This is a genomic window from Microbacterium kyungheense (genome assembly GCF_006783905.1).
In the GTDB taxonomy this organism is placed as follows: domain Bacteria; phylum Actinomycetota; class Actinomycetes; order Actinomycetales; family Microbacteriaceae; genus Microbacterium; species Microbacterium kyungheense.
The window spans coordinates 94,699-120,698 of the sequence record NZ_VFPE01000005.1 but is presented as its reverse complement, the minus strand read 5'-3'; the positions used below and the strand labels follow the sequence as shown (position 1 = coordinate 120,698).

Annotated in this window: 22 protein-coding genes; 10 read left to right on the top strand and 12 right to left on the bottom strand. The window is 71.5% G+C overall.

Translation table 11 applies throughout. The features are described 5' to 3' along the window. Nucleotide 1: 1 nt before the first annotated feature. From FB391_RS15450 to FB391_RS15435, 4 genes are all read right to left on the bottom strand, one after another. A complete protein-coding gene (locus FB391_RS15450; protein ID WP_141895842.1) occupies nucleotides 2-532 on the bottom strand; it encodes a ribonuclease H family protein in 531 nt (176 codons plus the stop codon). 216 nt (nucleotides 533-748) lie between these two features. After that, nucleotides 749-1,225: a GbsR/MarR family transcriptional regulator gene (locus tag FB391_RS15445; RefSeq protein ID WP_141895841.1), complete on the bottom strand. Its 477-nt coding sequence runs from the start codon at nucleotides 1,223-1,225 to the stop codon at nucleotides 749-751. A gap of 20 nt (nucleotides 1,226-1,245) precedes the next feature. Continuing rightward, complete coding sequence (locus FB391_RS15440; RefSeq protein ID WP_141895839.1) at nucleotides 1,246-2,859, bottom strand: ABC transporter permease; 1,614 nt, start codon at nucleotides 2,857-2,859, stop codon at nucleotides 1,246-1,248. Further along, on the bottom strand, nucleotides 2,856-3,821 hold the full coding sequence (locus FB391_RS15435; protein ID WP_141895837.1) for an ABC transporter ATP-binding protein: 966 nt from the start codon (nucleotides 3,819-3,821) through the stop codon (nucleotides 2,856-2,858). Before FB391_RS15435 ends, FB391_RS15440 begins: the two co-directional genes overlap by 4 nt. Before the next feature lie 164 nt (nucleotides 3,822-3,985). On the opposite strand from FB391_RS15435, the gene FB391_RS15430 reads away from it, so the two are divergent. The 5 genes from FB391_RS15430 to FB391_RS15410 all read left to right on the top strand — a co-directional run bounded on the left by FB391_RS15430 (nucleotide 3,986) and on the right by FB391_RS15410 (nucleotide 8,847). Beyond that, nucleotides 3,986-4,636, top strand: a complete 651-nt coding sequence (locus FB391_RS15430; RefSeq protein WP_141895836.1) for a GntR family transcriptional regulator — start codon at nucleotides 3,986-3,988, stop codon at nucleotides 4,634-4,636. Further along, a complete protein-coding gene (locus FB391_RS15425) occupies nucleotides 4,633-6,159 on the top strand; it encodes an MmgE/PrpD family protein (RefSeq protein WP_141895834.1) in 1,527 nt (508 codons plus the stop codon). Before FB391_RS15430 ends, FB391_RS15425 begins: the two co-directional genes overlap by 4 nt. Before the next feature lie 52 nt (nucleotides 6,160-6,211). After that, a complete protein-coding gene (prpB, locus tag FB391_RS15420; RefSeq protein ID WP_141895832.1) occupies nucleotides 6,212-7,114 on the top strand; it encodes a methylisocitrate lyase in 903 nt (300 codons plus the stop codon). Between the two features lie 90 nt (nucleotides 7,115-7,204). After that, nucleotides 7,205-8,395 carry a bifunctional 2-methylcitrate synthase/citrate synthase gene (locus FB391_RS15415; RefSeq protein WP_141895831.1) on the top strand — a complete coding sequence of 397 codons (1,191 nt, stop codon included), beginning with the start codon at nucleotides 7,205-7,207 and terminating at the stop codon, nucleotides 8,393-8,395. Next, nucleotides 8,392-8,847 carry a hotdog fold thioesterase gene (locus FB391_RS15410; protein WP_141895829.1) on the top strand — a complete coding sequence of 152 codons (456 nt, stop codon included), beginning with the start codon at nucleotides 8,392-8,394 and terminating at the stop codon, nucleotides 8,845-8,847. Before FB391_RS15415 ends, FB391_RS15410 begins: the two co-directional genes overlap by 4 nt. Nucleotides 8,848-8,926: 79 nt before the next feature. Here FB391_RS15410 and FB391_RS15405 read toward each other — a convergent pair whose 3' ends face one another. Further along, nucleotides 8,927-10,573, bottom strand: a complete 1,647-nt coding sequence (locus FB391_RS15405) for an alcohol dehydrogenase catalytic domain-containing protein (protein ID WP_141895828.1) — start codon at nucleotides 10,571-10,573, stop codon at nucleotides 8,927-8,929. 10 nt (nucleotides 10,574-10,583) lie between these two features. Continuing rightward, nucleotides 10,584-12,176, bottom strand: coding sequence for a long-chain-fatty-acid--CoA ligase (locus FB391_RS15400; RefSeq protein ID WP_141895826.1), 1,593 nt, complete (start codon nucleotides 12,174-12,176; stop codon nucleotides 10,584-10,586). A gap of 194 nt (nucleotides 12,177-12,370) precedes the next feature. Here FB391_RS15400 and FB391_RS15395 point away from each other — a divergent pair, with 194 nt between their 5' ends. Beyond that, nucleotides 12,371-13,639 carry a TetR/AcrR family transcriptional regulator gene (locus FB391_RS15395; RefSeq protein ID WP_141895825.1) on the top strand — a complete coding sequence of 423 codons (1,269 nt, stop codon included), beginning with the start codon at nucleotides 12,371-12,373 and terminating at the stop codon, nucleotides 13,637-13,639. A gap of 36 nt (nucleotides 13,640-13,675) precedes the next feature. On the opposite strand, the gene FB391_RS15390 is transcribed toward FB391_RS15395, so the two are convergent. Beyond that, the gene (locus FB391_RS15390; protein WP_141895824.1) at nucleotides 13,676-15,166 is read right to left on the bottom strand and encodes an aldehyde dehydrogenase family protein; all 1,491 of its coding nucleotides are present in this window, start codon (nucleotides 15,164-15,166) and stop codon (nucleotides 13,676-13,678) included. Between the two features lie 159 nt (nucleotides 15,167-15,325). Between FB391_RS15390 and FB391_RS15385 the strand changes: the two genes are divergently transcribed. Further along, on the top strand, nucleotides 15,326-15,934 hold the full coding sequence (locus tag FB391_RS15385; protein ID WP_141895822.1) for a TetR/AcrR family transcriptional regulator: 609 nt from the start codon (nucleotides 15,326-15,328) through the stop codon (nucleotides 15,932-15,934). 118 nt (nucleotides 15,935-16,052) lie between these two features. Here the strand turns inward: FB391_RS15385 and FB391_RS15380 are convergent, their stop codons facing one another. The 5 genes from FB391_RS15380 to FB391_RS15360 all read right to left on the bottom strand — a co-directional run bounded on the left by FB391_RS15380 (nucleotide 16,053) and on the right by FB391_RS15360 (nucleotide 22,739). Beyond that, entirely contained in the window at nucleotides 16,053-16,880 is an 828-nt protein-coding gene (locus FB391_RS15380; RefSeq protein WP_246093557.1) for a DUF559 domain-containing protein, read from the bottom strand. Between the two features lie 223 nt (nucleotides 16,881-17,103). Beyond that, complete coding sequence (locus tag FB391_RS15375; RefSeq protein ID WP_141895821.1) at nucleotides 17,104-18,132, bottom strand: NAD(P)H-dependent flavin oxidoreductase; 1,029 nt, start codon at nucleotides 18,130-18,132, stop codon at nucleotides 17,104-17,106. Then, on the bottom strand, nucleotides 18,125-20,335 hold the full coding sequence (locus tag FB391_RS15370) for a 3-hydroxyacyl-CoA dehydrogenase NAD-binding domain-containing protein (RefSeq protein ID WP_141895819.1): 2,211 nt from the start codon (nucleotides 20,333-20,335) through the stop codon (nucleotides 18,125-18,127). Before FB391_RS15370 ends, FB391_RS15375 begins: the two co-directional genes overlap by 8 nt. 38 nt (nucleotides 20,336-20,373) lie before the next feature. Next, on the bottom strand, nucleotides 20,374-21,576 hold the full coding sequence (locus tag FB391_RS15365; RefSeq protein ID WP_141895818.1) for an acetyl-CoA C-acetyltransferase: 1,203 nt from the start codon (nucleotides 21,574-21,576) through the stop codon (nucleotides 20,374-20,376). Nucleotides 21,577-21,587: 11 nt separating this feature from the next. Beyond that, the gene (locus FB391_RS15360) at nucleotides 21,588-22,739 is read right to left on the bottom strand and encodes an acyl-CoA dehydrogenase family protein (RefSeq protein WP_141895816.1); all 1,152 of its coding nucleotides are present in this window, start codon (nucleotides 22,737-22,739) and stop codon (nucleotides 21,588-21,590) included. Between the two features lie 187 nt (nucleotides 22,740-22,926). Here FB391_RS15360 and FB391_RS15355 point away from each other — a divergent pair, with 187 nt between their 5' ends. From FB391_RS15355 to FB391_RS15345, 3 genes are read left to right on the top strand one after another with little or no spacing between them, the layout of a single operon-like run. After that, the gene (locus tag FB391_RS15355; protein WP_141895814.1) at nucleotides 22,927-23,688 is read left to right on the top strand and encodes an SDR family oxidoreductase; all 762 of its coding nucleotides are present in this window, start codon (nucleotides 22,927-22,929) and stop codon (nucleotides 23,686-23,688) included. Further along, a complete protein-coding gene (locus FB391_RS15350) occupies nucleotides 23,685-24,881 on the top strand; it encodes an acyl-CoA dehydrogenase family protein (protein ID WP_141895812.1) in 1,197 nt (398 codons plus the stop codon). Before FB391_RS15355 ends, FB391_RS15350 begins: the two co-directional genes overlap by 4 nt. Continuing rightward, nucleotides 24,878-25,975 carry a phosphotransferase family protein gene (locus FB391_RS15345; protein ID WP_246093556.1) on the top strand — a complete coding sequence of 366 codons (1,098 nt, stop codon included), beginning with the start codon at nucleotides 24,878-24,880 and terminating at the stop codon, nucleotides 25,973-25,975. Before FB391_RS15350 ends, FB391_RS15345 begins: the two co-directional genes overlap by 4 nt. Nucleotides 25,976-26,000 lie beyond the last annotated feature (25 nt).

Here is a 26,000-nt window from a genome sequence, read left to right as displayed (position 1 = left end):
CTCAGCGGCCGTTCTTGGGACGCGACGACACGTCGATGCGATCCTGGGCGCCGAGCGACGACCAGGCGCTCGCGACGCCCTTGGCGGCGTGCTCGGACGCGCGCACGGCGCGCTCGTCGGCCCATGCGTTCAGCACGTGACCGGAGTGACCGCGCACGTGCTCCAGCACGACATCCGGCAGGCCCGCGGCGCGGCGGGCGTCACGCGCCGAGATCAGCTGCTCGAGGATGTCGACGTTCTTGGTCGGCGCGCCGGTGGAGGTCTTCCAGCCCCGGCGGCGGTGGCCGTCCATCCACTTCGTGTAGGTGTCGATGGCGTACTTCGAGTCGGCCTGCACGACGAGGTTCGCAATGTCGGCGTGGTCCTCGATGGCCTTGAGCAGCCCCGTGAGCTCGCCGATGTTGTTGGTTCCCACGGGGATGGAGCCCGCGGCCCAGTGCCCGTCCTCGCCGACCCACGCCCACCCGGTCGGGCCGGGGTTGCCCTTGCAGGCTCCGTCGGTGGCAACGATGTAGCGGGGCGCGTCGGTCACTCGGGCAAGGCTACCCGGCCGCGGCGATGTCGCCCGCCGGTTCCCCCGTGAGGGCGGTTGCAGAGGACGCGGTATGCCCCGCGCTATCGAAATCGGCAACCGCGCCTGACTTGTTCGACAGCGAATGACGGTTTCGACAGCGCGAACGGATCGGCAGGGTCCGTTCGACCGCATGGGAGGGTGGAGGGATGCGGGCGGCCGCTGCCGCCCGACGGCTCAGGCCGGATCGGCCTCGGGCCCTTCGCGCTCGGATCGCCACTCGTCCGCGAGTTGCGGCATCCGCACCGACAGGTACCGCAGGAAGTCGGCGATGTCGTGGGCCCTCGCCGCCGACGCGGGGGCGGGATTCTCGTCGGCGATGCGGTCGAGGTAGCCGGCGAGGTTGGCGTACAGCGGGGCGTTGGCGGCGATCATGCCCGTCCACGCGTCTTCGGTGAGGTCGTAGCGGTCGCGGCGGTCGCCCGGGCGCGAGCGGCGGTGGATGAGCCGCAGCGACACGAGGTAGCGCACGGCGCCCGACACGGCCGCGGCCGAGACGCCGAGCCGCTCGGCGAGGTCGGCCGCGGTGTAGCCGTCGTCAGGGGCGCCGGCGAGCGCCATCATGACGCGCGCCGGCATGCGGGGCATGCCCACGGCCGCGAGCATCGCGGCGGACTGCTCGGCCGCCTCGACTCCCGCGTGCTCCGCTGACATCCGCACCCCCTCTGTCGAGGCTATCCGTTCGTGGCCAGTTGCCGCCGCCGCATGAGCAACAGGGCGCCGCCCGCCAGCACCGCCGTCGCCCCGAGCAGCCACCAGCCGCCCTTCATGTCGAGCTCTCCCGCGTCGACCGTCGGAGCCGAGGTGAAGGGCGACAGGTTGACGACGGCATCCGGCAGTCCGAACAGCGCGCCGAACAGGCCGAGCATCAGGCCGCCCAGCACGAGGATCCACGCCAGGGCGATCGTCAGCCGCGGTGCCACGACGAAGACGAACGCCGTGATCGCGAGGAACACGGATGCCGCGACCGCCTGCCCGAAGCCGGCCAGGACCGCGTCCGACACGAGGTCGGCGTCGCCCTGCCGGAGCGAGCCGAGCCAGGCGCCGAGCACGCCGGAGGCGCAGACGGCCAGCACGCCGGCGAACGCGATGACGAGGTAGCCGCCGAGCCAGCGGACGCGTCCGACAGGCTGCGCGAGGACGAGCTCCGCGGTGCCGTGCGCTTCTTCCTGCCGGGCGCGCGACACGGTCTGCACGGCCGCGCATGCCGCGAGCACCCCGACGATGAGGAAGAAGATGATGACCATCCCGGCCGCCAGGCTGCCGTTGTCGGAGAGTGCGGACAGCACGTTCTGCAGCGCGGGGATGTCGGTGCCGAGCTCGCTGATGACCGAGGCCAGGCTGGTAGACAGCGCTCCGGTGAGGAGGCCTCCGACGCACCACCCGATGAGCGAGCCGCGGCTCAGCAGCCACACCAACCCGATCGGCGCCGACAGAGAGGCGTGCGCGTACAGGCGTCCGGGACGCTGCGCGATGAAGCTCTCGCCGACGTCGCGCAGCGGCTGCAGGACGAGGGCCACCGCCGTCAGCACGACACCGGTGGCCAGGCACAGCACCAACGGCCACCAGGCGTCGTCCGCGAAGGGGCGGGAGTTCTCGGCCCAGCCGAACGGCGACAGCCACGTGACCCATGAGCTCTCGATGCGCTGCAGATCGTCGCTCGGGGTGCCGAGTGCGTTGCCGATGCCCGACAGCAGGAACGTGATGATCAGCACCCACACCGACAGCGAGTTCGCGCCGCGCGAGGTGCGCATCAGCTGTGCGGCGACGAGCGCGACGCCGAGGAAGACGACGCCGACGGCCGCCGAAGCCACGCCCGCGACCGCCGAACCGCCGACGGCGAAGCCCGAGCCGGCGTACACGGCGAACACCAGTGCGCCCAGGACCGCGTTCGCGATCAGACCGTGGAGGATCGTCGCGATCGTGGGCGCGGCGCGCCCTGCCGGTGTCGCCGAGACCAGTTCGGCGCGGCCGAGCTCCTCCTCGGCGCGCGTGTGGCGCACCGCGAGGAACGACGACATGAAGGCGGCCATCATGGCGAGGAACGGCAGGATGAGGAACAGCGTGAAGGCCTCGCGCTCGGCCCCCGACGGCAGACCGCGGAACAGCATGATGACGGGGTTCGCCATCACCGCGACCAGCACCTCCTGCCGGTCCTGCAGCGTGCCGTAGGACTGCTCCACGCCGCTGACCGCCGACGCGGCGAGCGCGGCGGTGCCCAGGATCCAGAGCGTCAGCTGCAGCCAGTCGCGACGCAGCCGCTGGCGCAGCAGCGCGGCAACGGTCATCGCGACGCCCCCGTGGTCTCGCGCGCGGGCGTCTGCCGGCCGTCCGGCACGGCCGGGTCGCCCCCCAGCTCATCGCCGTAGTGGCGGAGGAACAGCTCCTCCAGCGACGGGGGCGCGATGCGCAGACCCGCTGCGTTGCGCTCCGCCAGCGTCGGAAGAGTGGATGCGACGGCATCGCTGTCGACCGTGAACTTCACGCGTCCTTCTTCGGCCGTCACATCGTGGGCGCCCGGGATGCCGGCCGCGGCCGAGGCATCCGTCCCCTCGAACGAGATCTCGGTCCGAGTGAGGTGGCGAAGCTCGGCAAGGGTGCCGGATTCGACGATGCGACCCGCGCGGATGATCGAGACGCGGTCGCACAGCTGCTCGACCTCCGACAGGATGTGGCTCGACAGCAGCACGGTGGCGCCGGCATCCCGCACCCGGGCGATCTCTCGCCGGAACATCACCTCCATGAGCGGGTCGAGGCCGCTCGTCGGCTCGTCCAGGATGTAGAGGTCGGCGGGAACGGCGAACGCGGCGATGAGCGCGACCTTCTGCCGATTGCCCTTGGAGTACGAGCGGCCCTTCTTGCGCGGATCGAACTGGAAGGCCTCCATGAGCCGTTGACGCTCGGCGCAGTACGCGCTGTCGCGCTTGCCGGTGCCGCGCAGGCGCGACAGGAAGTCGATGGCCTCGCCGCCGGACAGGTTGGGCCACACGCTGACATCGCCGGGGACGTACGCGATGCGGCGGTGGAGCGCCACGCTGTCGTTCCACGGATCCTGGCCGAAGACGGATGCCTCACCGCCGGTCGCCCGGGCGAGCCCGAGCAGGACCCGGATGGTGGTGGATTTGCCGGCCCCGTTGGGTCCGAGGAACCCGTGGATCTGGCCCTGGTCGACGGTCAGGTCGAGACCGTCGAGGGCGTGGACGCGGCCGTAGTGCTTGGTGAGGCCGCTGGTGCGGATGACTGTGGACATGGCGGTGACGCTACGCCGGTTTCACAAATTTGTGAATGTTCCTCACGCTTTCCATACGGCCCGCCTCACGTTGTATACGATGGGCGGCCCTACTTGCGGGAAGGTGGCCTTCCGGGCGGTTTATGTATACACTGAGCGAGGTTCCTGACGAGGAGGTGATGCGGATGCGTGCCAGCGATCGCGCTTACGCGACGCTCCTCGACGAGATCCAGTCGGGCGTGCTGAGCCCGGGCACCGTGCTCGGCGAAGTCGACCAGGCCGCACGCCTCGGGGTCAGCCGCACGCCGCTGCGCGAGGCCCTCGGGCGCCTCGCGGCCGACGGGCTCGTCGCCCAGCAGTCTCCGCGCGTCACAGTCGTCACCGCGATCGACGCCGGCGACATCCGGGAGATCTTCGAGGTGCGCCGGGCGCTCGAAGAGTCGGCGGCCCGACTCGCCGCCGCGCGGGGGGATGCCGCAGCCTTCGCCGCGCTCGCACACGACTTCGCACGCGTCGACCTCGGCACCGCCCGCGGGGCCGACGGCTACTACGGGCTCATCGCACGCTTCGACAGGATGCTCGACACCTCGGTCGCCAACGACTACCTCACCGCCGCACTGCGCACCGTGCGCACCCACCTCGTCCGGGTGCGCAGGCTCGCGCGCGACAATCCGGCCCGGCTGGCGGCATCCGTCTCGGAGCACCGTCTCATCGCGGCGGCCATCGCCGCGCGCGACGCCGACCTGGCCGCCCACGCCACCCACGTTCATCTGCACAACGCGCTCGAGAGCATCCTCGGCGCCCTCGACGCTTCGACCATGGAAGGTTCGTCATGACCGTCACCCACCACCTCCGCGTACACCGCAGCGACGAGAACCTCGCTCGGGAAGGCCAGCTCGCGTGGCACCTCGCCGAGATCGCGGCCGACCCGGTCGAGGTCGACGCCGACGTGGTCGACATGATCATCAACCGCGTCATCGACAACGCGGCCGTGGCCGCGGCATCCCTCACCCGCGCCCCCGTCAGCGCCGCGCGTCAGCAGGCGCTCGACCACGCCGTCTCGGTGGGCGGTTCGGGCGCGACCGTGTTCGGCTGTGCGCTGGACCGCAAGACCAGCCCGGAGTGGGCGGCATGGGCCAACGGCGTCGCCGTGCGGGAGCTCGACTACCACGACACGTTCCTCGCGGCCGAGTACTCGCACCCCGGCGACAACATCCCGCCGATCGTCGCGGTCGCCCAGCACGTCGGCGCCGACGGGCACGCGCTGGTCCGCGGCCTCGCGACGGGCTACGAGATCCAGATCGACCTCGTCCGGGCCATCAGCCTGCACAAGCACAAGATCGACCACGTCGCCCACCTCGGCCCGTCGGCCGCCGCGGGCATCGGCACCCTCCTCGGCCTCGACGTCGAGACGATCTACCAGGCGATCGGCCAGGCGCTGCACACGACGACCGCCACGCGGCAGTCGCGCAAGGGCGAGATCTCGACGTGGAAGGCGCACGCCCCGGCCTTCGCCGGCAAGATGGCGGTCGAGGCCGTCGACCGCGCGATGCGCGGCGAGACGTCGCCGTCGCCGATCTACGAGGGCGAGGACGGCGTCATCGCGTGGCTGCTGGACGGTCCCGACGCCACGTACGAGGTGCCGCTGCCCGCCGCCGGCGAGTCCAAGCGCGGCATCCTGGACTCCTACACGAAGGAGCACTCGGCCGAGTACCAGGCGCAGGCCTGGATCGATCTGGCCCGCAAGCTGCACGGGTCGAACCCCGAGGTGGCCGACCCGGCGAACGTGGAGTCGATCGTGCTGCACACGTCGCACCACACGCACTACGTCATCGGCTCGGGCGCGAACGATCCGCAGAAGTACGACCCGACGGCATCCCGCGAGACGCTCGACCACTCCATCCCGTACATCTTCGCCGTCGCGCTGCAGGACGGCGGCTGGCACCACGTCGACTCGTACACGCCGGAGCGCGCAGGGCGTGAGGACACCGTGGCGCTGTGGCACAAGATCACGACGGCCGAAGACGCCGAGTGGACGCGCCGCTACCACTCCGAGGACCCCGACGAGAAGGCGTTCGGCGGCCGCGTCGAGATCCGCCTCACCGACGGCACGGCGATCGAGGATGAGATCGCCGTCGCCGACGCGCACCCGCTCGGCGCGCGTCCGTTCGCGCGTGAGGACTACGTGCGCAAGTTCCGGCTGCTCGCCGAACCCGTGCTGTCGGCCGAAGAGATCGAGCGCTTCCTCGACCTCGCCCAGCGTCTGCCCGAGCTCACCCCCGAAGAGGTGCAGCAGCTGACGATCGTCGCGGACTTCGGTGTGCTCGCCGGTGCACCGGCGCCGAAGGGGCTGTTCTGATGCTGCGTTTCGTCTCGCTTCGCTCGCTCAACGACCGTGAGGAGCTCCGCCCGTGCTCTATTCGGTAGTCCCCGCGCACGAGAAGCGGCGCCTGTTCCGCGAGCGCCTCGACTCGGGCGAGCTGCTGCGCTTCCCCGGTGCCTTCAACCCGCTGTCGGCCCGGCTCATCGAGCGCAAGGGCTTCGAAGGCGTCTACATCTCGGGTGCGGTGCTGTCGGCCGATCTCGGCCTTCCTGACATCGGGCTCACGACGCTCACCGAGGTCGCGGCACGCGGTCAGCAGATCGCGCGGATGACCGATCTGCCGGCGATCATCGACGCCGACACCGGGTTCGGCGAGCCGATGAACGTCGCCCGCACCATCCAGACGCTGGAAGACGCCGGGCTCGCCGGCACGCACATCGAGGACCAGATCAACCCGAAGCGGTGCGGTCACCTCGACGGCAAGGCCGTCGTCGACGAGGACACCGCGATCAAGCGCATCCGCGCCGCCGCCGACGCGCGACGCGACCCGGACTTCCTCATCATGGCGCGCACCGACATCCGCGCCGTGGAGGGATTGGATGCCGCCGTCCGGCGTGCGCAGGCGCTCGTGGATGCCGGAGCGGACGCGATCTTCCCCGAGGCGATGCGCACGCTCGACGAGTTCGAGGCGGTCCGCAAGGCGGTCGACGTGCCGATCCTCGCCAACATGACCGAGTTCGGGAAGTCCGACCTCTTCAGCGTCGACCAGCTGCGGGACGTCGGGGTCAACATCGTGATCTGGCCGGTCTCGCTGCTGCGGATCGCGATGGGTGCGGCATCCCGCGCACTCGATACGCTCGTCGAGGACGGGCACCTGACCTCGAAGCTCGGCGAGATGCAGCACCGCGCCGACCTCTACGACCTCATCGACTACGAGCAGTACAACCACTTCGACACCAGCGTCTTCAACTTCACCGTTCCCGGTCGTTGAGCGAGCGAAGCGAGACGAAACGTGGCAACCCGTCTCGTCTCGTCGCTTCGCTCCCCGCTCAACGACCGGGGGGATGCAAAAGGAGCAATCATGACCGAACCCGACATCAAGAAGGGCCTCGCGGGCGTCGTCGTGGACTACACGGCGATCTCGAAGGTCAACCCCGAGACCAACTCGCTGCTGTACCGCGGGTACCCGGTGCAGGAGCTCGCGGCGACGCAGCCGCTCGAGGCCGTCGCCTACCTGCTGTGGAACGGCGAGCTGCCCGACGCCGAGCAGCTCGCCGAGCTGCGGCTGACCGAGCGTGCGCACCGCGCGATCCCCGACGACGTGCGCACCACGATCGACCTGGTGCCGCTGGATGCCCACCCGATGGACGAGGTGCGCACCGCGGTGAGCCTCATCGGCGCGCGCGATCTCGCCGGCAGCGGATCGGTGCTCGACGCGAGCGGCAGCCCCGAGCAGAACCTCGAGCGCAGCATCCGGCTGTTCGCGGTGCTGCCCGCCATCGTCGCGTACGGTCAGCGCCGTCGCCGCGGCCTGGAGCCCGTCGCACCCCGTGACGACCTGGACTACGCGGCCAACTTCCTGTGGATGACCTTCGGCGAAGAGGCCGACGAGGTCGTCGTCGACGCGTTCAACCGCTCGATGATCCTGTACGCCGAGCACTCGTTCAACGCCTCGACCTTCACCGCCCGTGTGATCACCTCGACGCTCAGCGACCTGTACTCGGCCGTCGTCGGCGCCATCGGCGCCCTCAAGGGCCCGCTCCACGGCGGCGCCAACGAGGCCGTGCTGCACATCTTCGACGAGATCGGCTCGGCCGAGAACGTGGGGGCGTGGCTCGACCAGGCGCTCGCCGAGAAGCGCAAGATCATGGGCTTCGGCCACCGCGTCTACAAGCGCGGCGACTCGCGCGTGCCCACGATGAAGGCCGCGCTCGACACCCTCGTCGAGCACTACGACCGGCCCGAGGTGGCGGCACTGTACGACGCGCTCGAGTCCGAGTTCGTCGCGCGCAAGGGCATCTACCCGAACCTCGACTACCCGTCGGGGCCCGCGTACAACCTCATCGGCTTCGACACGCTGACCTTCACGCCGCTGTTCGTGGCGGCCCGCGTCACCGGCTGGACCGCGCACATCATGGAGCAGCTCACCTCGAACACGCTCATCCGTCCGCTGTCGGAGTACAACGGCCCTGACGAGCGTCACATCGACGGCTATGTCGCCGACACCGCCGCGCTCGAGGTCGCCGACCGCGCCGAAGAAGCGGCCGGATGACGCTCTGGTTCGGAGATGTCGCCGCCATCGACCTGACGGCGATGGCGAGCGGCACGCTCATCGAGAACCTGGGCATCGAGATCGTCGAGATCCGCGATGACGCGCTCGTGGGACGGATGCCGGTCGACCGGCGCACCGTGCAGCCGGCGGGGGTGCTGCACGGCGGCGCCTCCGTCGCGCTCGCCGAGACGCTCGCGTCGTGGGCGGGCTATCTGGCCGTGGACCGCGAGCGGTTCCACGTGGTCGGCCAGGAGATCAACGCGAACCACATCCGCCCGATCTCGTCGGGGTGGGTGACGGCTACCGTGACGCCCGCCAACATCGGCCGCCGCGCCCACGTGTGGGAGATCCGCATCGTCGACGACGCCTCGCGCCTCGTGTGCATCTCGCGCTGCACGCTCGCGGTCATCGAGCAGCGCAGCACGTACGCGACGCCCGACACGCGCGGCTGACGGCACGCCACACTCGGAGATCCCGCTCCGCTCGGACGGATGTGTCACGTGCGTCCGAGTCACGCGAGATCTCCGAGTCTCACGCGATGCCCGCGGCGCGCGGATCGCCCGACGGCTCGAGCACGAAGAAGTACGCGCGGCCGCGGTCGGCGGCATCCCGACCTGTCATGACCCCCAGGACCGCGTCCGGAGCGAGCCGCACGAAGAGGTCGACGATCGCCTGACCGTCGTAGACCATGGCCGCCGTCGTCACTCCGTCGTGCTCGAGCGTGCGCAGGGTCGCGCCGCCGCGGGCGAGGGCGCGGTCGACAACGAGCCCGTCGTCGGTCTCGCACACGATGGGCGCCACGTCGTCATCCGCGCGGAACAGCTTGCCGTACCACCGGCTGCGCTCCAGCAGCCGCCCGGCGCGGTGATCACGCGTGACGCCCCAGCCGTGCCACAGCCCGCGCAGCTCGCCGGGGGCGACCGGCGGCAGCGAGCGCCACAGCGCCGGCAGGTCGGCGTCGGGAACATCGCCGGCGCGCAGAGCCTCGAGCAGCGTGGCGGAAGAGCGGGAGGATGCCGCCGGCCCCGGCCCTGCGGCATTCCGATCCATCAGCAGCACGGGCTTGATCGCGCGACCCGAGCGGACGGCGTCGATCGCCGCGCCCACGTCGGCGAAGTCGTACGCGGTGACGAGACGTTCGACGGGAAGACGGCCGGCGCGCCACAGCGCGGCGAGCAGGGGGACGTCGCGTGCGACGACCGCGTCCCCCTCGATGACGCCCGTGAGGGTGCGTCCCCACAGCAGGCGGCTCTGCGACACGGTGACGGGGTTCGCGCCCGGCTTCAGGGCGACGGTCGCCGCGACACCCCGCGGCGCCAGGGCGGCGAGGACCGCATCGGTCGTGCCCTGGCTGCCGACCGTGTCGATCGCGTGCGTGAACCCGGTCACACCGTCGAGGGCCGCCGGATCGTGGGTCTCGGTCGCGCCCACCTCCCGCGCGAGCACGCGGCGCGCGTCGACGGGGTCGCTGACGGCGACGCGGGCGACCCCGCGGTGACGTGCGGCCATGACGGCGGCGAGGCCCGTCGTCCCCGCGCCCAGTACCAGCAGCGCGTCGCCCGTGCCGGGGCGCAGCGTGTTGAGCACGGTGCCGGCGCCGGTGAGGATGCCGCAGCCCAGGGGAGCGGCGACCTGCCACGGCACGTCGTGGCCGATGACGGCGACGCTCGAGGCCGGAGCGACCACGTGCTCCGCCCACGAGGACTGCGACATCCAGCCCGTCGTGACCCGTCCGCCGCCGTCGGCGGCGCCGCCGCGCGCGCCGTAGTTGAGCGCGCTGAAGCGCGCGCAGTACGCCGGGTGTCCGTCGGCGCACGCGGCGCACGTCTGACACGACGCGAAGCTCAGCACCACGTGGTCGCCGGGGTGGATGCCGCCTACCCGGCGGCCGACGGCCTCGACGACGCCCGCGCCCTCGTGACCGAACACGGCGGGGAACCGGTCGCCCGCGCCACCCGCGATGCCGAACAGGTCGGTGGGGCACACCCCCGACGCCCGGATGCGCACGAGCACCTCGTCGTCTCCCGGCGCCGGCAGTGTGATGCCGGTGAGCACGGCGGGGCCGCCGCGCTCGTGCACCACGGCGGCCGTGGTCGCGATCGGTGTCGTCGCGACCGGTGTCGCTGCGATCGGAGTCGTCGGGTCGACCGCCCGGGCGGCGTCGATCGTGTCGGTCATGCGCGTCCGATCAGGCCGGGGCCGGTTCGCGGTCGGCGGCGCGCAGCGCCACTTTGTTGACCTTGCCCGCGGCGTTGCGGGGGAGGGCCGGCACCACGACGAGCGCCTTGGGCTGCTTGAAGCGTGCGAGCTTGTCGCCGAGCCACGCCTGCAGCTCGTCGATCGTGAGCTCCTCGCCGGGCGTCAGCACGACGGCGGCGACGGCGACCTCGCCCCACCGCTCGTCGGGACGCCCGTAGATGGCGGCGTCGAGGATCCTGGGGTGCGCGAACAGCACGTTCTCGACCTCTGCGCAGTACACGTTCTCGCCGCCCGAGATGATCATGTCCTTCTTGCGGTCGACGACCCAGACGAATCCCTCGTCGTCCTGCCGCACCAGGTCGCCGGAGTGGAACCAGCCGCCGTCGAACGCCTCTGCGGTCTCGGCCGGCTTGCGCCAGTACCCCTTCATGAGGTTGGGGCCGCGGTACAGGATCTCGCCCACCTCGCCGCGCTCGACGTCGTTCAGCTCCTCGTCGACGACGCGGTACTGCAGGGTGGGGATGGGGCGGCCGACCGATCCGAGCTTGCGCAGCGAGTCCTCGCCGCTGAGCGCGCACGTGATGGGGGTCATCTCGGTCTGCCCGAACACGGCGACGTTCGTCGCCTTCGGGAAGCAGTCGCTCATCTGGCGCAGCAGGGTGTCGGAGGCGGGAGCCGCACCCCAGCTGATGATGCGCAGATGCAGGTCGCGGTCGGGGATCGTCGGGTCGGCGCAGATGACCTGCCACTGCTGCGGCACGTTGAAGACGATGGTCGCCTTCTCACGCTCCCACGCGTCGAGCAGCTCGGTCGGGTTGAACGCGCCCAGCGGGTGGATCACGGTCACGATGCCGATGACGAAGTTCGGGGCGATCGACCCGAGCCCGGCGATGTGGAACAGCGGCGCCGTCATGAACGAGATGTCGTCCTCGCCGAACACCTGGTTCACGCGCAGCAGGGTGAGGCTCTGCGCGAAGAGGTTGACGTGATCGAGCATCGCGCCCTTGGGGCGGCCGGTGGTGCCCGACGTGTACATGATGAGGCACGTGGTGTCTTCGGGCACGTCCGGAGCCTCGAAGCCGGCCGGGTCCTCGGCGACGAGATCGGCCCAGGACTCGGCCCCGTCGGTCGCCGAGCCCGTCGGCGCGTCGCCGATCACGATGACCTTCTTGATGCGGTCGGTGATCTGCGCCACCGCGCCGACGAGCGGAGCGAGGGGCGCCTCGACGATGAGCACGTCGGCGTCGGCGTCGTCGACGATGTAGGCGATCTCGGGCGGAGTGAGGCGGATGTTGATCGGCACGGCGATGGCGCCGAGACGGTTGATGCCGAAGACCGACAGCACGACCTCCGGCCGGTTCAGCGTCAGCAGGAGCACGCGGTCGCCGAACCCGACGCCGCGTCGCGCCAGCGCGGCGGCGAAGGCGTCCATGCGCTCGGCGGCCTGCCGCCAACTGGTCGTCTCGCCGAGGAAGCGGAAGGCGGCGGCATCCGGCTTCATCTCCGCGTGCGTCGCGACCTGGTTCATCCAGTGGTTGCGGCGCGCGGCGGCGGGGATCGCTGAGGGGGCGGCGTCGGTCATGTCGGGTTGCCTCTCGTCACGTCGTCGTACGGATGCCGCGACCCTGCGGCACCGGGCTGGTGTGTCGAGTATGACACCGGCGGCACCCGTTGTCACGCTCTTTGTTAACGCAGATTCACATCCCGACATGCGTGCGAAGTGAACCGCGAGTCGCGGATCCGGGTCTGCGGCGGGGCCGCGGGTAGGCTGTGCGCATGCCCGCAGCCGTGCCCGCCGCCGCTCCGCGCACACGGCCTCGCGACCGCAAGCGCCGCATCGAGGAGGCCGCCGCGCTCGCCTTCGCGCAGCACGGCTACCATGCCGTCGGGATGCAGGACATCGCTGCCGCCGTCGGCATCTCGGCTCCCGCCCTGTACCGCCACTTCCCGAACAAGTACGCGCTCTTCGTCCGCACCGCCTTCACCATCGCGCACCGGCTGATCGAAGACACCGACGAGGCCGCCGCGCGCCCTCTGGAGTCGGCCGACGAGGCGCGGGCCGCTCTCGACGCCCTCTTGGACGCCGTCATCGCCACGACCGTCGAGCTGCGCGCGACCGGCGGCATCTACCGGTGGGAGGGCCGCTACCTCGAGCCCGAAGACCGCGAGCTGCTCACCTCGGAGTTCCGCACCCTCCGTCGCCGCTTCGAGACCGCTCACGGCGTCTACCGTCCCGACGTCGACGATGTCGATCGGCGCCTGCTGGTGCTCGGTGCGCTGAGCGTGGTGGCGAGCATCACCGCGCACCACACCACGGTCGCCGCCCGCACGCTGCGCACGCTCCTCGCCGGCGCGGCGTGGCGCGCCCTGGACGGCACGCTGCCGGCGACCGACGCGATCGCCTCGCCGAGCCCATCGGACGAGGGCGTGGCGGATGTGGGGCCGCCCGCATCCACCGTTCCCGAGCAGGCCGCAGAACAAGGCCGTCGCGCACAGCTCATCGACGCCGCGATCCGCCAGTTCGCGGCACGCGGCTACAACGAGGCGACCATCGAAGACATCGCGGTGGCGGTCGACCTCACGCCGTCGGGCGTCTACCGGCACTTCGACGGCAAGTCGGCCCTGCTGCTCGCGGCGTGCGACCGCGCCGCCGTGTCGCTGGAGCGGGCCGTACTCCGTGCCCGCGAGCAGGCGGCATCCCCGTCCGAGCTCATGCACGGACTCGTCCGCGCCTATGTCGCGCACACCTTCGGCAACCTCGAGCTCACGCGCGTGTACTTCTCCGAGATCGCCAATCTCGCACCCGACGAGCAGCGCAGGCTGCGGGCGCTGCAGCGTGCGCACGTCGCCGACTGGGTCGCGGTGCTTCAGGCCGTGCGTCCGGACCTCGGCGGGCGCGAGGCGGCGGTGCTGGTCCACGCCGGACTCGGCGTCGTGGCCGACCAGACGCCGATGCTGCCCGTGCGCGATGCCGCCGCGGCCGAGCGGCTGGCCTGCCTGGTCGAGATCGTGCTGGGAGTGCGAGGGATGCCGCACCCGGCGTGATCGGCCGGGTGCGGCATCCACTCTGCCGACGTCGGGTCAGCGGCCCTTGCCGTGCAGCATCGGGATCATGCGCTCGACCAGGTGCATGTCGCGCGGCGAACGCTCGAGCGTCAGCAGGTTGAGCGCGGCCTTGCGGGTCTGGCGGGCGATCGACTTCGGCACGCTGAACTCACGGAGCCCGTCGGCGCCGTGGATGCGGCCGAAGCCCGATCCCTTCACGCCGCCGAACGGCAGCGCACCGACGGCGGCGAAGCCCAGCACCGAGTTGATCGTGACGACCCCGGCGTGCAGGCGCGCGGCGAGGCGCTCGCCCTTGTGCGCATCCTTGGTGAAGACGGCCGCACCCAGGCCGTAGTCGGTCGCATTGGCCCGGGCGACGGCCTCGTCGAGGTCGGCGACGGCATTGATCACGACCGTGGGGCCGAAGGTCTCGCGCTGGACGGCCTCCGAGTCCTCGGGCACGTCGACGAGCACGATGGGCGACACCGTGCGCCCGCTGATCGACGCGGGTCCGCCGTACACGGCCTGCCCGCCGCGGCTGAGGGCGTCGTCGACGTGGGCGGCCACGACGTCGGCCTGCGACGGCAGCGTCATGGGGCCGTAGGTGGGCGCGTCGCCGTCGACCGCGATGCGCCCGGCGCGGTCGACGACCTTGGCGACCAGCGCGTCGCGGACCGGCCGCTCGACGTACACCCGCTCGACGCCGACACACGTCTGCCCGGCGTTGCCGAGCGCGCCGAACGCGATGAAGTCCGCAGCGGCGTCGAGGTCGGCATCGGCCGCGACGATGAGGGCGTCCTTGCCGCCGCACTCCGCGACCAGCGGCGTGAGCGACTCGGCACACGCGGCCATCACCTTCTTGGCGCTGGCCGTCGACCCCGTGAACGCGACCTTGTCGACCCCGGCCCGCACCAGGTCGGCGCCCGTGCCGCGGTCGCCGGTCACGACCTGCAGGACGGTGCGGTCGCAGGCCTCGCGCCACTTGCCGGCCACCCAGACGGCGGTGCCCGGTGTCAGCTCGCTCGGCTTGAAGACCACCGCGTTGCCGGCGGCCAGCGCATACGAGATCGAGCCCATCGGCGTGTAGAAGGGATAGTTCCAGGGCCCGATCACGCCGACCACCCCGTGCGGCTCGTAGCCGAGCGTCGCGTGCTGGTTGTAGTTCACGAGGCCTGCCTTGACCTTGCGGCGCTTGAGGACGCGCTCGGCGTTCTTCGTCGCCCAGTCGAGGTGGCCGAGAGTCAGCATGACCTCGAGCAGCGCGTCGCCCTCGGGCTTGCCGGTCTCGCGCGCGATGGTGGCGGCGAGATCCTTCGCGTCGCGCGCGATCGCGCCCTTGAAGGCGAGCAGGATCCTGCGGCGGCCGGCGAAGCCCTGCGCCGCCCACCACGCGGCGGCGTCACGGGCGCGCTCCACGGTGCGCCGGACGTCGTCGGCGGTCGCGACCGGGTAGGAGGCGATGGTCGTCCCGTCGCGCGGATCGGTCGTGGTGAGGACGGCCGTGCCGTCGTCGTGGATGAGGGTCATGTCGGGTTCCTCCAGCTCTCTGCCCCGACGTCGTCGTCGGCGGCGCGCTGCGAATAAGTGAACGGCGATTCACGGTAGCGCCCCCGTTGCCGCGCCGCAAGGGATCCGGCGGAGATTTTCGAATCCCAGTTAGAATGTGACGGTCGAAAGGGGAGCTGCGTGTCGCAGGGCGAGGACGGCGCGACGCTGAAGTCGCAGCGCACGCGCGAGCGCATCCTGGATGCCGCGGCGCAGGTGCTGAGCCGCAAGGGCTACGCCGGCACACGCTTGACCGACGTCGCCGACGTCGCCGGAGTCCAGGCGCCCGCGATCTACTACTACTTCGGCTCGCGCGACGACCTCGTCGAGGAGGTCATGTGGGCCGGGGCGCACCGCGTGCGCGTGCACATCGAAGAGGTGATCGCGGCCCTGCCCGCCGAGGCGACGCCGCTCGACCGCATCCTCGCCGCCGTCGACGCCCACCTGCGCTACGAGCTGCAGATCTCGGACTACACGACGGCGTCGGTGCGCAACGCGGGTCAGGTGCCCGAGCATCTTCGCGTGCGCCCCGCCGCCGAAGAGGCGGCGTACAGCCGCATCTGGCGCGACCTGTTCCACGCCGCGCAGGATGCGGGCCAGCTGCGCGCCGACCTCGACATCAACATCTTCCGCCTGCTGCTGCTCGGCTCCATGAACTGGGCCGTGGAGTGGTGGAACCCCCGCACCCGCAGCCTCGACGACCTGGTGCGCCAGACGCAGGATCTGGTCCGCCACGGCGCCGGCGCCTGACTCCCGCACGGTCCCCGCTGGCTCGGAGATCCCGGGAAGCTCGGAGATTCTGGCGTTATCCGTCCGAGCGAGGCGAGATCTCCGAGTGTGGCGCGCCGCGCGGGGGAGGTGCACCGCATCAGCGCCGACGGTGGAGACCTTGCGCGACCGCAGACATGATGGCGTCCTGGACTTCGTGCCAGCGCCCGATCACCTGGCCGTAGCCGACACGGATCACGTGGTAGCCCAGCAGCAGGAGCTCGGCGTCGTGGCGGATGTCCTCCTCGCGCTGCGGACCGACGTGCGTCCCCCCGTCCACCTGCAGGACCAGGCGGTCGCCGATGAGGAAGTCGACACGATGCCCCGCAATCCAGACCTGCTGACGGATCGGCAGCCCTAGCCAGCGCAACCGCGGCGGCACGAGCGTCTCAAGCCCCGAGTCCGACCAGTCGCTCGCCTCGGCACAGAGTCTGCGAGCCGCGGGCGGAAGGGCGAGTCGCCGCATCCGTTCGCGCGAGATCAGTCCCTTACGGAGTGCCGACTCCCAGACTGCCAAGGCGGCCTCGTAAGGCTGGCAGCGCGAGACGAGTGCGAGCACATTCTCGATCCTGTCGACCAGGGAGTCTGGATGCCGTGGCACGACCGGAGTCGCCCAGTGCACGTGCTCGATCGTGGTTCGAATCTGCGATCGAGCCCCCGCTCCGACATGTGGTCGGTCCTCGGCCAGGACCCACAGGCCGTTGCGACGAGCGGCGGTGACGCATGTGAGCACGACGCCCGCACGAGCCGCCGACTTCAGCGCCGCATCCGCGTCGGGAAGCGCGAGCCAACCGCGACCGACACGCTCGACGGTCCCGGCGGCGACGAGCTGTCGCTGCGCATACTCCGACACGCCTCGTGCGGCGAGGGTCCGCGTGCGCGCCACTCCGCCGAGGTCGCTCATCACCCTCAGTGCGTAGATGGCCACGCGCCCAGCATCCCGATTCCGCCTCGACCGCAGCGGTCGATCCGCCACATCTGGGGACAGTGCTCGTCGTCGCCGCACTGGGGAGGAGGCGCCACGGGTGTGCGAACTTCGGAGATCCCGCCAACCTCGGAGATCCTGACACCATCCGTCCGAGCGAAGCGAGATCTCCGAGTGTGGCGCGCAGGTGGATGCCGGCGGCCGGGGCCGCCGGCATCCACGGGGGTCAGGCGAAGAGGGCCAGGCGCTGCTGCAGCACGGCGTGGGCCTGCGCCACGGTGCGGCGGACGACCTCGCCGGCGCGAGGGATGTCGCGGATGAGGCCCTGGACCTGGCCGACCGTCCAGATGCCGGCGTCGAGGTCGCCGTCCTCGAAGACCCTGCGGCCGCGCGCGCCGGCCACGAGCTCGCGCACGTCGGGGAACTGGCCGCCGTCCGCGAGGATGCGCACGACCTCGTCCGACACGGCGTTCTTGGCGACGCGGGCCGTGTTGCGCAGCGACCGGAAGATGAGGTTCGTGTCGAGTTCGGATGCCTCCACGATGCGCTCCTTGACGGCCTGCGACACCGGCGACTCGACGGTGCACATGAAGCGCGAGCCCATGTTGACGCCGTCCGCGCCGAGTGCGAGGGCGGCAGCGAGCCCGCGCCCATCGGCGAACCCGCCGGACGCGATGAACGGGATCGACAGCGCGTCGGCCGCCGCGGGGATCAGGACGAGCCCGGGCACGTCGTCCTCGCCGGGATGCCCCGCGCACTCGAACCCGTCGATCGACACGGCCGTGACGCCGACCTTCTCGGCCTTGAGGGCGTGCCGCACCGACGTGCACTTGTGGATCACGCGCACCCCGTGCTCGCCGAACATGTCCATGTGCGGCTCGGGGTTCGCACCGGCGGTCTCGACGATCGTCACGCCGGAGTCGATGATCGCCCGGCGGTACTCGTCGTACGGCGGCGGGCTGATCGACGGCAGGATCGTGAGGTTGACGCCGAACGGCTTGTCGGTGAGTGCGCGCGCCCGGTCGATCTCGTTCACGAGGTCGGCCGGGGTCGGCTGCGTCAGCGCCGTGATCATGCCGAGGCCGCCCGCCTCCGACACCGCCGCGGCGAGCTCGGCGCGGCCGACCCACATCATGCCGCCCTGCACGACCGGGTGCTCGATGCCGAGCGCCTCGGTGAACCGGGTGCGCAGCCGTGCGGGTTTGGTCTCGTCGCTGCGCTCCTCGGTCGACGACCGGGTGGCCGTGTCACTCATAGGTCTCACCCGCCTCGGCCTTGGCGAGCAGCGATGCCGGCGGCAGGAACCGGTCGCCGTAGCGGTCGGCCAGTTCGCGGGCCCGTGCGATGAACCCGTCGAGGCCGCCCTCGTACTGGTTGACGTACTGCAGCACGCCGCCTGTCCAGGCGGGGAAGCCGATGCCGTAGATGGACCCGATGTTCGCGTCGGCGACCGAGGTGAGCACCCCGAGGTCGAGACACTCGATCGCGTCGAGTGCCTCGGCGAACAGCATCCGCTCCTGCAGGTCCTCGAAGGGGAGCACCGTGCGGCCCGAGCCGTACTCGTCTCGCAGGCCCGGCCAGATCCCGATCCGGCGCCCGTCCTCGGCGTAGTCGTAGAAGCCCTTGCGCTCGCGGCGGCCGATGCGCCCGGCATCCACCACCATCCAGTCCATGACGGCTTCGGACGGATGCTCGACCCAGACCTTGCCCTCGGCCTCTTCGGCCTCGCGGGTCTCCAGCCGGATCTTGCGCGAGAGCGAGATCGTCAGCTCGTCGAGCAGCTGCAGCGGGCCGGCGGGGTAGCCGGCCTGCAGCGCCGCCTGCTCGACCGAGGCCGGCTCGACCCCCTCGCCGACGGCGGCCACCGCCTCGGCGATGAACCGGCCGATGACCCGCGATGTGAAGAAACCGCGCGAGTCGCCCACGACGATGGGGGTCTTGCGGATCTGCTGCACGAAGTCGAACGTCTTCGCGAGCACCTCGTCGCTCGTGCGCTGGCCGCGCACGATCTCGACGAGCTGCATCTTGTCGACGGGCGAGAAGAAGTGGATGCCGATGACGTCCGAGCCCCGTTCCACCCCCTCCGCCAGCACCGTGATCGGCAGCGTCGACGTGTTGGAGCCGAGCACCGCGTCGGGCAGCACGAGGTCCTGGACCTCCTGGAAGACCCCCTGCTTCACCGGCACCGACTCGAAGACGGCCTCGATCACGAAGTCGACACCCGCGAAGTCGGCCGGGTCGGCACTGGGATGGATGCGGTCCAGCAGCGCCGCACTCTTCTCGAGGGTCGTCCGGCCGCGCGCGAGCGCCTTGTCCTCCAGGCCGCGGGCGTAGTCCTTGCCCCTCTCGGCGGCCTCGAGCGAGATGTCCTTGAGCACGACGTCGATGCCGGCCTTCGCCGACACGTACGCGATGGCGGCGCCCATCATCCCGGCGCCGATCACGCCGAGCTTCTTCGCCTGGTACTTGGGGAAGGGCTGCCCGGTCTCGGCGTTCACCGACGGGCGGGACGCCCCGGAGTTGATCTCCTGCAGGTCGAAGAAGAACGCCTTGATCATGTTCTTCGCGATCTGCCCGTGCGTGAGGCCGACGAGGTAGCGGGTCTCGACCTTCGACGCCGTGTCGAAGTCGACGTACGCGCCCTCGACCGCCGCGGCCATCGCCGCGCGCGGTGCGGGCAGCGGTGCGCCCTTCAGCTGCTTGCGCAGCGACGCCGGGAAGGCCGGCAGCGCGCCCGCGAGCGACGGAGACGTCGGCGCGCCGCCCGGGATGCGGAACCCCTTCACGTCCCACGGCTTGACCGGCGCCGGATTCGCGGCGATCCACGCCTTCGCTGCGGGCAGCAGCGCTTCGGGCGAGGGCACGAGCTCGTCGACGATGCCGACCGCGAGCGCGTCCGTCGGCGAGAACTTCGTGGCCGGCAGGATCACATCGGTCAGGGCCTTCTGCAGTCCCAGCATCCTGACCAGGCGCGTGATGCCGCCGCCGCCGGGCAGCAGGCCGAGCGACACCTCGGGCACGCCGAACTGCGCGCCGCGGACGTCGGCCGCGATCCGGTGGTGCGCGGCGAGGGCGACCTCCAGGCCGCCGCCGAGCGCCGTGCCGTTCATGGCCGCGACGACCGGCCTGCCGAGCACCTCGAGCCGGCGCAGGTCGGCCTTGACCGCATCGATGTGCGCGGTCTCTTCGGCCGCCTTCGCGGGATCGGCGGCGCGCAGCAGATTGAGGTCGCCGCCGGCGAACCAGCTGCGCTTGGCCGAGACCAGCACCACGCCGCGGATGCTGTCGCGCTCGGCCTCGAGCCGGTCAGCCGTCGCCTTCAGCGCCGCGACGAAGTGGGGATTCATGGTGTTGACGGCGCTGTCGGGGTCGTCGAGCGTGATGACGACGTCGCCGTCGGCATCCTGCTCCCAGGCGTAGCCCTGGTACACGGTCGTGTCGTCGATCGTGGTGCTCATGCGTGTCTTCTTCCTCGGTCGTGAGTGGATGCCGCGGGTCAGACCCGCTCGATGACGGTGGCGATGCCCATGCCGGCGCCGACGCACAGCGTCGCGAGGCCGCGTCGCTGGTCGCGGCGCTCGAGCTCGTCCAGGAGCGTGCCGAGGATCATCGCGCCGGTCGCCCCGAGCGGATGCCCGAGCGCGATCGCACCGCCGTTGACGTTGACCTTGTCGTGCGGGATGCCGAGGTCCTTCATCCACTTCATGACGACGGCGGCGAACGCCTCGTTCAGCTCGAACAAGTCGATGTCGGATGCCTCCAGCCCCGCCTTCGCGAGCGCCTTCTGCGTCGCGGGCGTCGGTCCGGTGAGCATGATCGTGGGTTCGGAGCCGGTGACGGCGGTCGCCACGATGCGCGCGCGTGGCGTGAGGCCGAGGCGCTCGCCGATCTCCTTGCTGCCGATGAGGACGAGCGCGGCGCCGTCGACGATCCCGGAGGAGTTGCCGGCCGTGTGGACGTGCTCGATGCGCTCGACGGCGTGGTACTTCTGCGTCGCGACGGCGTCGAAGCCCGCCGTCTCGCCCAGCGTCGCGAAGGCGGCGGGCAGGCCGCCCAGTCCCGTGGTGTCGGGACGGCGGTGCTCGTCGGTGTCGAGCAGAGTCACGCCGTTCTGGTCGCGCACCGGCACGATGGAGCCCTCGAACCGGCCCTCGCGCCAGGCGGCGTCGGCGCGACGCTGCGACTCGGCGGCGTACGCGTCGACGTCGTCGCGCGAGAAGCCCTCGATCGTCGCGATGAGGTCGGCGCCGACGCCCTGCGGCACGAAGTACAGGTCGTAGTTGGTGGTCGGGTCCTGCGCGTAGGCACCGCCGTCCGAGCCGATCGGCACGCGCGACATCGACTCGACGCCGCCCGCGAGCACCAGGTCTTCGAAACCCGAGGCCACTTTCTGCGCCGCCGTGTTGACGGCTTCGAGTCCCGAGGCGCAGAAGCGGTTGAGCTGCACGCCCGCGACCGTCTCGGGCAGGCCGGCGACGAGCGCCGCCGTGCGGGCGATGTCGCCGCCCTGCTCGCCGACGGGCGAGACGACGCCGAGCACGATGTCGTCGATGAGCGCGGGGTCGACGCCCGGATTGCGTTCGAGGAGCGCGTGGATGAGTCCCACCACGAGGTCCACGGGCTTGGTGCCGTGCAGCGCCCCGCCCCGGTTGCGGCCGCGCGGCGTGCGCACGGCGTCGTAGATGTACGCGTCTGCCATGGGGTGTCTCCTCACAGTCCGAGGCCCCGACCGACGATCTCTTTCATGATCTCGGTCGTGCCGCCGTAGATGGTCGTGATGCGCGCGTCCTCGTAGTCGCGCGCGATGCGGTACTCGCGCATGTAGCCGTAGCCGCCGTGCAGCTGCAGGCAGCGGTTCACGATCTGGACATACTGCTCGGTGGTCCAGAACTTCGCGGCGGCGGCATCCTCCGCCGACAGTTCGCCGGCGGAGTGTGCGTGGATGCAGCGGTCGATGTACGCGCGGCTCACCTCCGTCGCCGTGACCATGTCGGCCAGCTCGAACCGCGTGTTCTGGAACGATCCGACGCTCTTGCCGAACGCCGTGCGCCCCTTCACGTAGTCGATGGTGCGTTCCAGCACGCCTTCGCTCGATGCGACCGCCGCCGCGGCGATCGACAGGCGCTCCTGCGGCAGGTTGCGCATGAGGCCTGCGAAACCGGCGCCTTCGGGGCCGAGCAGGTTCGCCGCCGGCACCCGCACGTCCTGGAACACCAGCTCACTGGTGTCCTGCGCGTGCAGGCCGACCTTCTCGAGGTTGCGCCCGCGTGAGAAGCCGGGCGCGTCGGTCTCGATGACGAGCAGGCTGAGGCCCCGGTGCGGGTCGTCGCTCGTGCGCACGGCGGTGACGACGAGGTCGGCGTTCTGGCCGTTCGAGATGAAGATCTTCGAGCCGTTGACGACGTACTCGTCGCCGTCGCGCACCGCGGAGGTGCGGATGCCCGCCAGGTCGCTGCCGGTGCCGGGTTCGGTCATGGCGACGGCGACGATGAGCTCGCCGGCCGCGATGCCCGGGAGCCACCGCTGCTTCTGCTCGTCGTCCGTGAGGTCGGTGAAGTAGGGGATCACGATGTCGTTCGACAGCGCGATGCCGGCCAGGCCGTCCGACACCGGGTGGCGCGCGAGCTCTTCGCCCATCACCGCGTGGAACCGGAAGTCGTCCGCGCCGCCGCCGCCGTACTCCTCGGGGATCGAGAAGCCCAGGATGCCGGCCTCAGCGGCCTTCGTGAACAGCCAGCGGTCGACCTTGCCCTCGGCCTCCCAGCGTTCGGCGTGGGGGCGTGCGTGCTGTTCGGCGAACGCGCGCACCACCTCGCGGAACTGCTCGTGGTCGTCGTCGTAGATGTCTCGTGTCAGCGCCATCGCCGATGCTCCGATTCTTGCCGGGGTCGCGGTGCGGCAGCGTCGCCGCCCGGACATGTTTTTATTATGCATTAGAAATTGGATGCCGCAACCCGCACCATCACCGGTCAGCCGGGGTTGTGCGCCGAGCATTTCTTACGGACGATTAAGCGCGGGCGACGCTGCCTGCCCGAGAGCGAGGACGAAGATGACCAGACCGCTGACCGGCCGCACCGCGGTCGTGACCGGCGCGAGCCGGGGGATCGGGCTCGCGATCGCCGCCCGCCTGGCCGCCGACGGCGCCCGTGTGTGCCTGACCGCCCGGCACCCCGACGAGCTCGAGGCCGCGGTGGCGGCGCTGCCGGTCGGGTCGGCCGTCGGCGTCGCAGGGGCCGCGGACGATCCCGCCCACCGCGCCGAGACCCTCGACCGTGTCGTCGCCGAATTCGAGGGCATCGACATCCTCATCAACAACGCGGGCATCAACCCGGTGTACGGGCCGCTCGCGGGACTGGATCTCGCTGCGGCCCGCAAGATCCTCGAGGTCAACGTGGTGTCGACGCTCGCCTGGACCCAGGAGGCGCTCGCGCGCGGACTCGGCGCGGGCGTGCACGGCGGCAGCGTCGTGAACCTCTCCTCGGTCACGGGCGCCGTCGCGTCGCCGGGGATCGGCTGGTACGGCGTGACGAAGGCCGCCGTGTCGCACCTGACCGAGACGCTCGCCGTGGAGCTCGCGCCGCGGGTGCGGGTCAACGCGGTTGCGCCCGCCGTGGTGAAGACGCGGTTCGCGCGGGCGCTGTACGAGGGGCGCGAGGACGAGGTGGCCGCCGGGTATCCGCTGGCCAGGCTCGGGGAGCCCGAAGACGTGGCCGGAGCCGTGGCGTTCCTCGTGGGCGAGGACGCCGCGTGGATCACGGGCCAGGTGCTGACGCTCGACGGCGGCCTGCTCTCGGCGGGAGGCGCCGCATGAGCGCCGGGCTGCGCGAGCGCACGCGCCGATTCATCCGCGACGTCGTGCTGCCCGCCGAGCCCGCTCCCGGCGACGCGCTCGACGACACCCTGCTCGGCGTGCTGCGCGACGCTGCGCGCGAGGCCGGCCTGTTCGCACCGCACGCGCCGGTCGCGCACGGCGGCCTCGGGCTGCCGCTCGACGAGTGGTCGGGGGTGTTCCAAGAGGCGGGGTACTCGCCGATCGGCCCCGCGGTGCTGAACATCATGGCGCCTGACGAGGGCAACATGCGCCTGCTGGAGGTCGTCGGCACGCCCGGGCAGCACGAGCGCTACCTCGCGCCGCTCGTCCGCGGCGACGTGCGGTCGAGCTTCGCGATGACCGAGCCGCATCCCGGCGCGGGATCGGACCCTCGTGCGCTGTCGACCGCGGCGGAGCGCGTCGACGGCGGCTGGCTCCTCACCGGCCGCAAGCGCTTCATCAGCGGTGCGAACGGCGCCGCCTTCGCCATCGTGATGGCCCGCACGCCTGCGGTGGAGGGGTGGGCAGAGGGGGCGACGATGCTGCTCCTGCCGCTCGACGCCCCGGGCGTGACGATCGGTCCCGACGTGCACACGATCGAGGGAGCGATCGCCGGCGGCCACCCCTACGTGCGATTCGAGGACTGCTTCGTGCCGGACGAGGACGTGCTGGGCGAGCCGGGGCAGGGGTTCCGGTACGCGCAGGTGCGTCTCGGCCCCGCACGGCTCACCCACTGCATGCGGTGGCTGGGCCTGGCCCGGCGTGCCCACGACACCGCGCTCGACCGCGCGAACGCCCGCGAGCTGTTCGGTTCGAAGCTGCGCGACCTCGGCGTCGCGCAGGCGCTGCTGGCCGACAGCGTCATCGACCTCGAGACCTCCGACGCCATCATCGACAAGACCGCCCGCGTGCTCGTCGCCGACCCGCGGGCAGGCGAGGCGCTGTCGTCGGTGGCGAAGGTCCACTGCTCCGAGGCCGTGTTCCGTGTCATCGACCGGTCCGTCCAGCTGTGCGGCGGCGACGGCGTCACCGACGCGCTGCCGCTCCTGCAGTACCTCAACGAGGTGCGCCCGTTCCGCATCTACGACGGGTCGAGCGAGACCCACCGCTGGGCGATCGCGCGGCGCGCGGCATCCGCTCGCTCCCGTGAGGTCGAGGCGGGCGCGCGCCGCCTCGACGAGGTGACGCCGTGATCTCGCAGCCGGACGGCGAAGTGGTCGTCGCGTCGTGGGCCGACACGGAGGGCCTGGAGCGGCCGCCGCTGCTCGTGGTCGACGCCGTGGCGGAGTACCTGCGCGGTATCGGGCTCGGTGACGGCAGCCTCGCGTGGGAGCGCATCGGCGAGGGGCAGTCGAACGTCACGTACGCGATCGCGTGGAGCGCGCGCGAGCTGGTGCTGCGCCGCGGCCCGCGTCCGCCGCATCCACCCTCCACGCACGACATGGCGCGCGAGGCCCGCGTGCAGCGCGTGCTGGGGGCGGCGGGCGTGCCCGTCCCGCGCATCGTCGCGGTGTGCGACGACCCCGCCGTGCTCGGCGTGCCGTTCTACGTGATGGAGCGCGTCGCGGGCGATGTGGTGACGGATGCCGTCCCCGCGGCGCTCGACGACGGCCCGGGCCGTCGCGGGCTCGCCTTCGCGGCCGTCGACGCGCTCGCCGGCCTGCACGCCGTGCCCCTCGACGGCGAGGTCGCCGCGCTCGGCCGGCCGGACGGATATCTCGCTCGGCAGGTCGGACGCTTCGCCGGCCTGTGGCAGATGAACTCCCGGCGGTCGTTCCCGGCCGTCGACGAGCTCGCGACCTGGCTCGCCGAGCGTACGCCGGTCACGCAGCGTGCGTCCGTGGTGCACGGCGACTTCCGGATCGGCAACCTCATGTACGCGCCCTCGACCGCCGCGAAGCCCGCGCCCGCGCGCGTGGCGGCGATCCTCGACTGGGAGATGGCGGCGCTCGGCGATCCGCTGGCAGACCTGGGGTATTTCACCGCGACGTACGCGCGCCCGGGGTCGGCGCCGACGCCGCTGGAGCTCACGCCGGTCACGCGCCTCGACGGGTTCCCCGAGACCGCGGAGCTGCTGGCGCGCTATGCGGCGCGGCATCCGCTGGACCTCTCGATGCTGCCCTGGTACGAGGCTCTCGCGTTCTTCAAGGCCGCGGTGTTCTGCGAAGCGCTGTACACGCGGTGGCTCGACGGCCAGCGGCCGGGCGACACCTTCGGCCCGTCTCTGGAGGCGGGGGTCCCGCGGCTGCTGGAGGCCGCGCAGGAGCGCGCAGCCGTGCTGGGATGACCCGGGCTCGCGCCCCGCTCGGAGA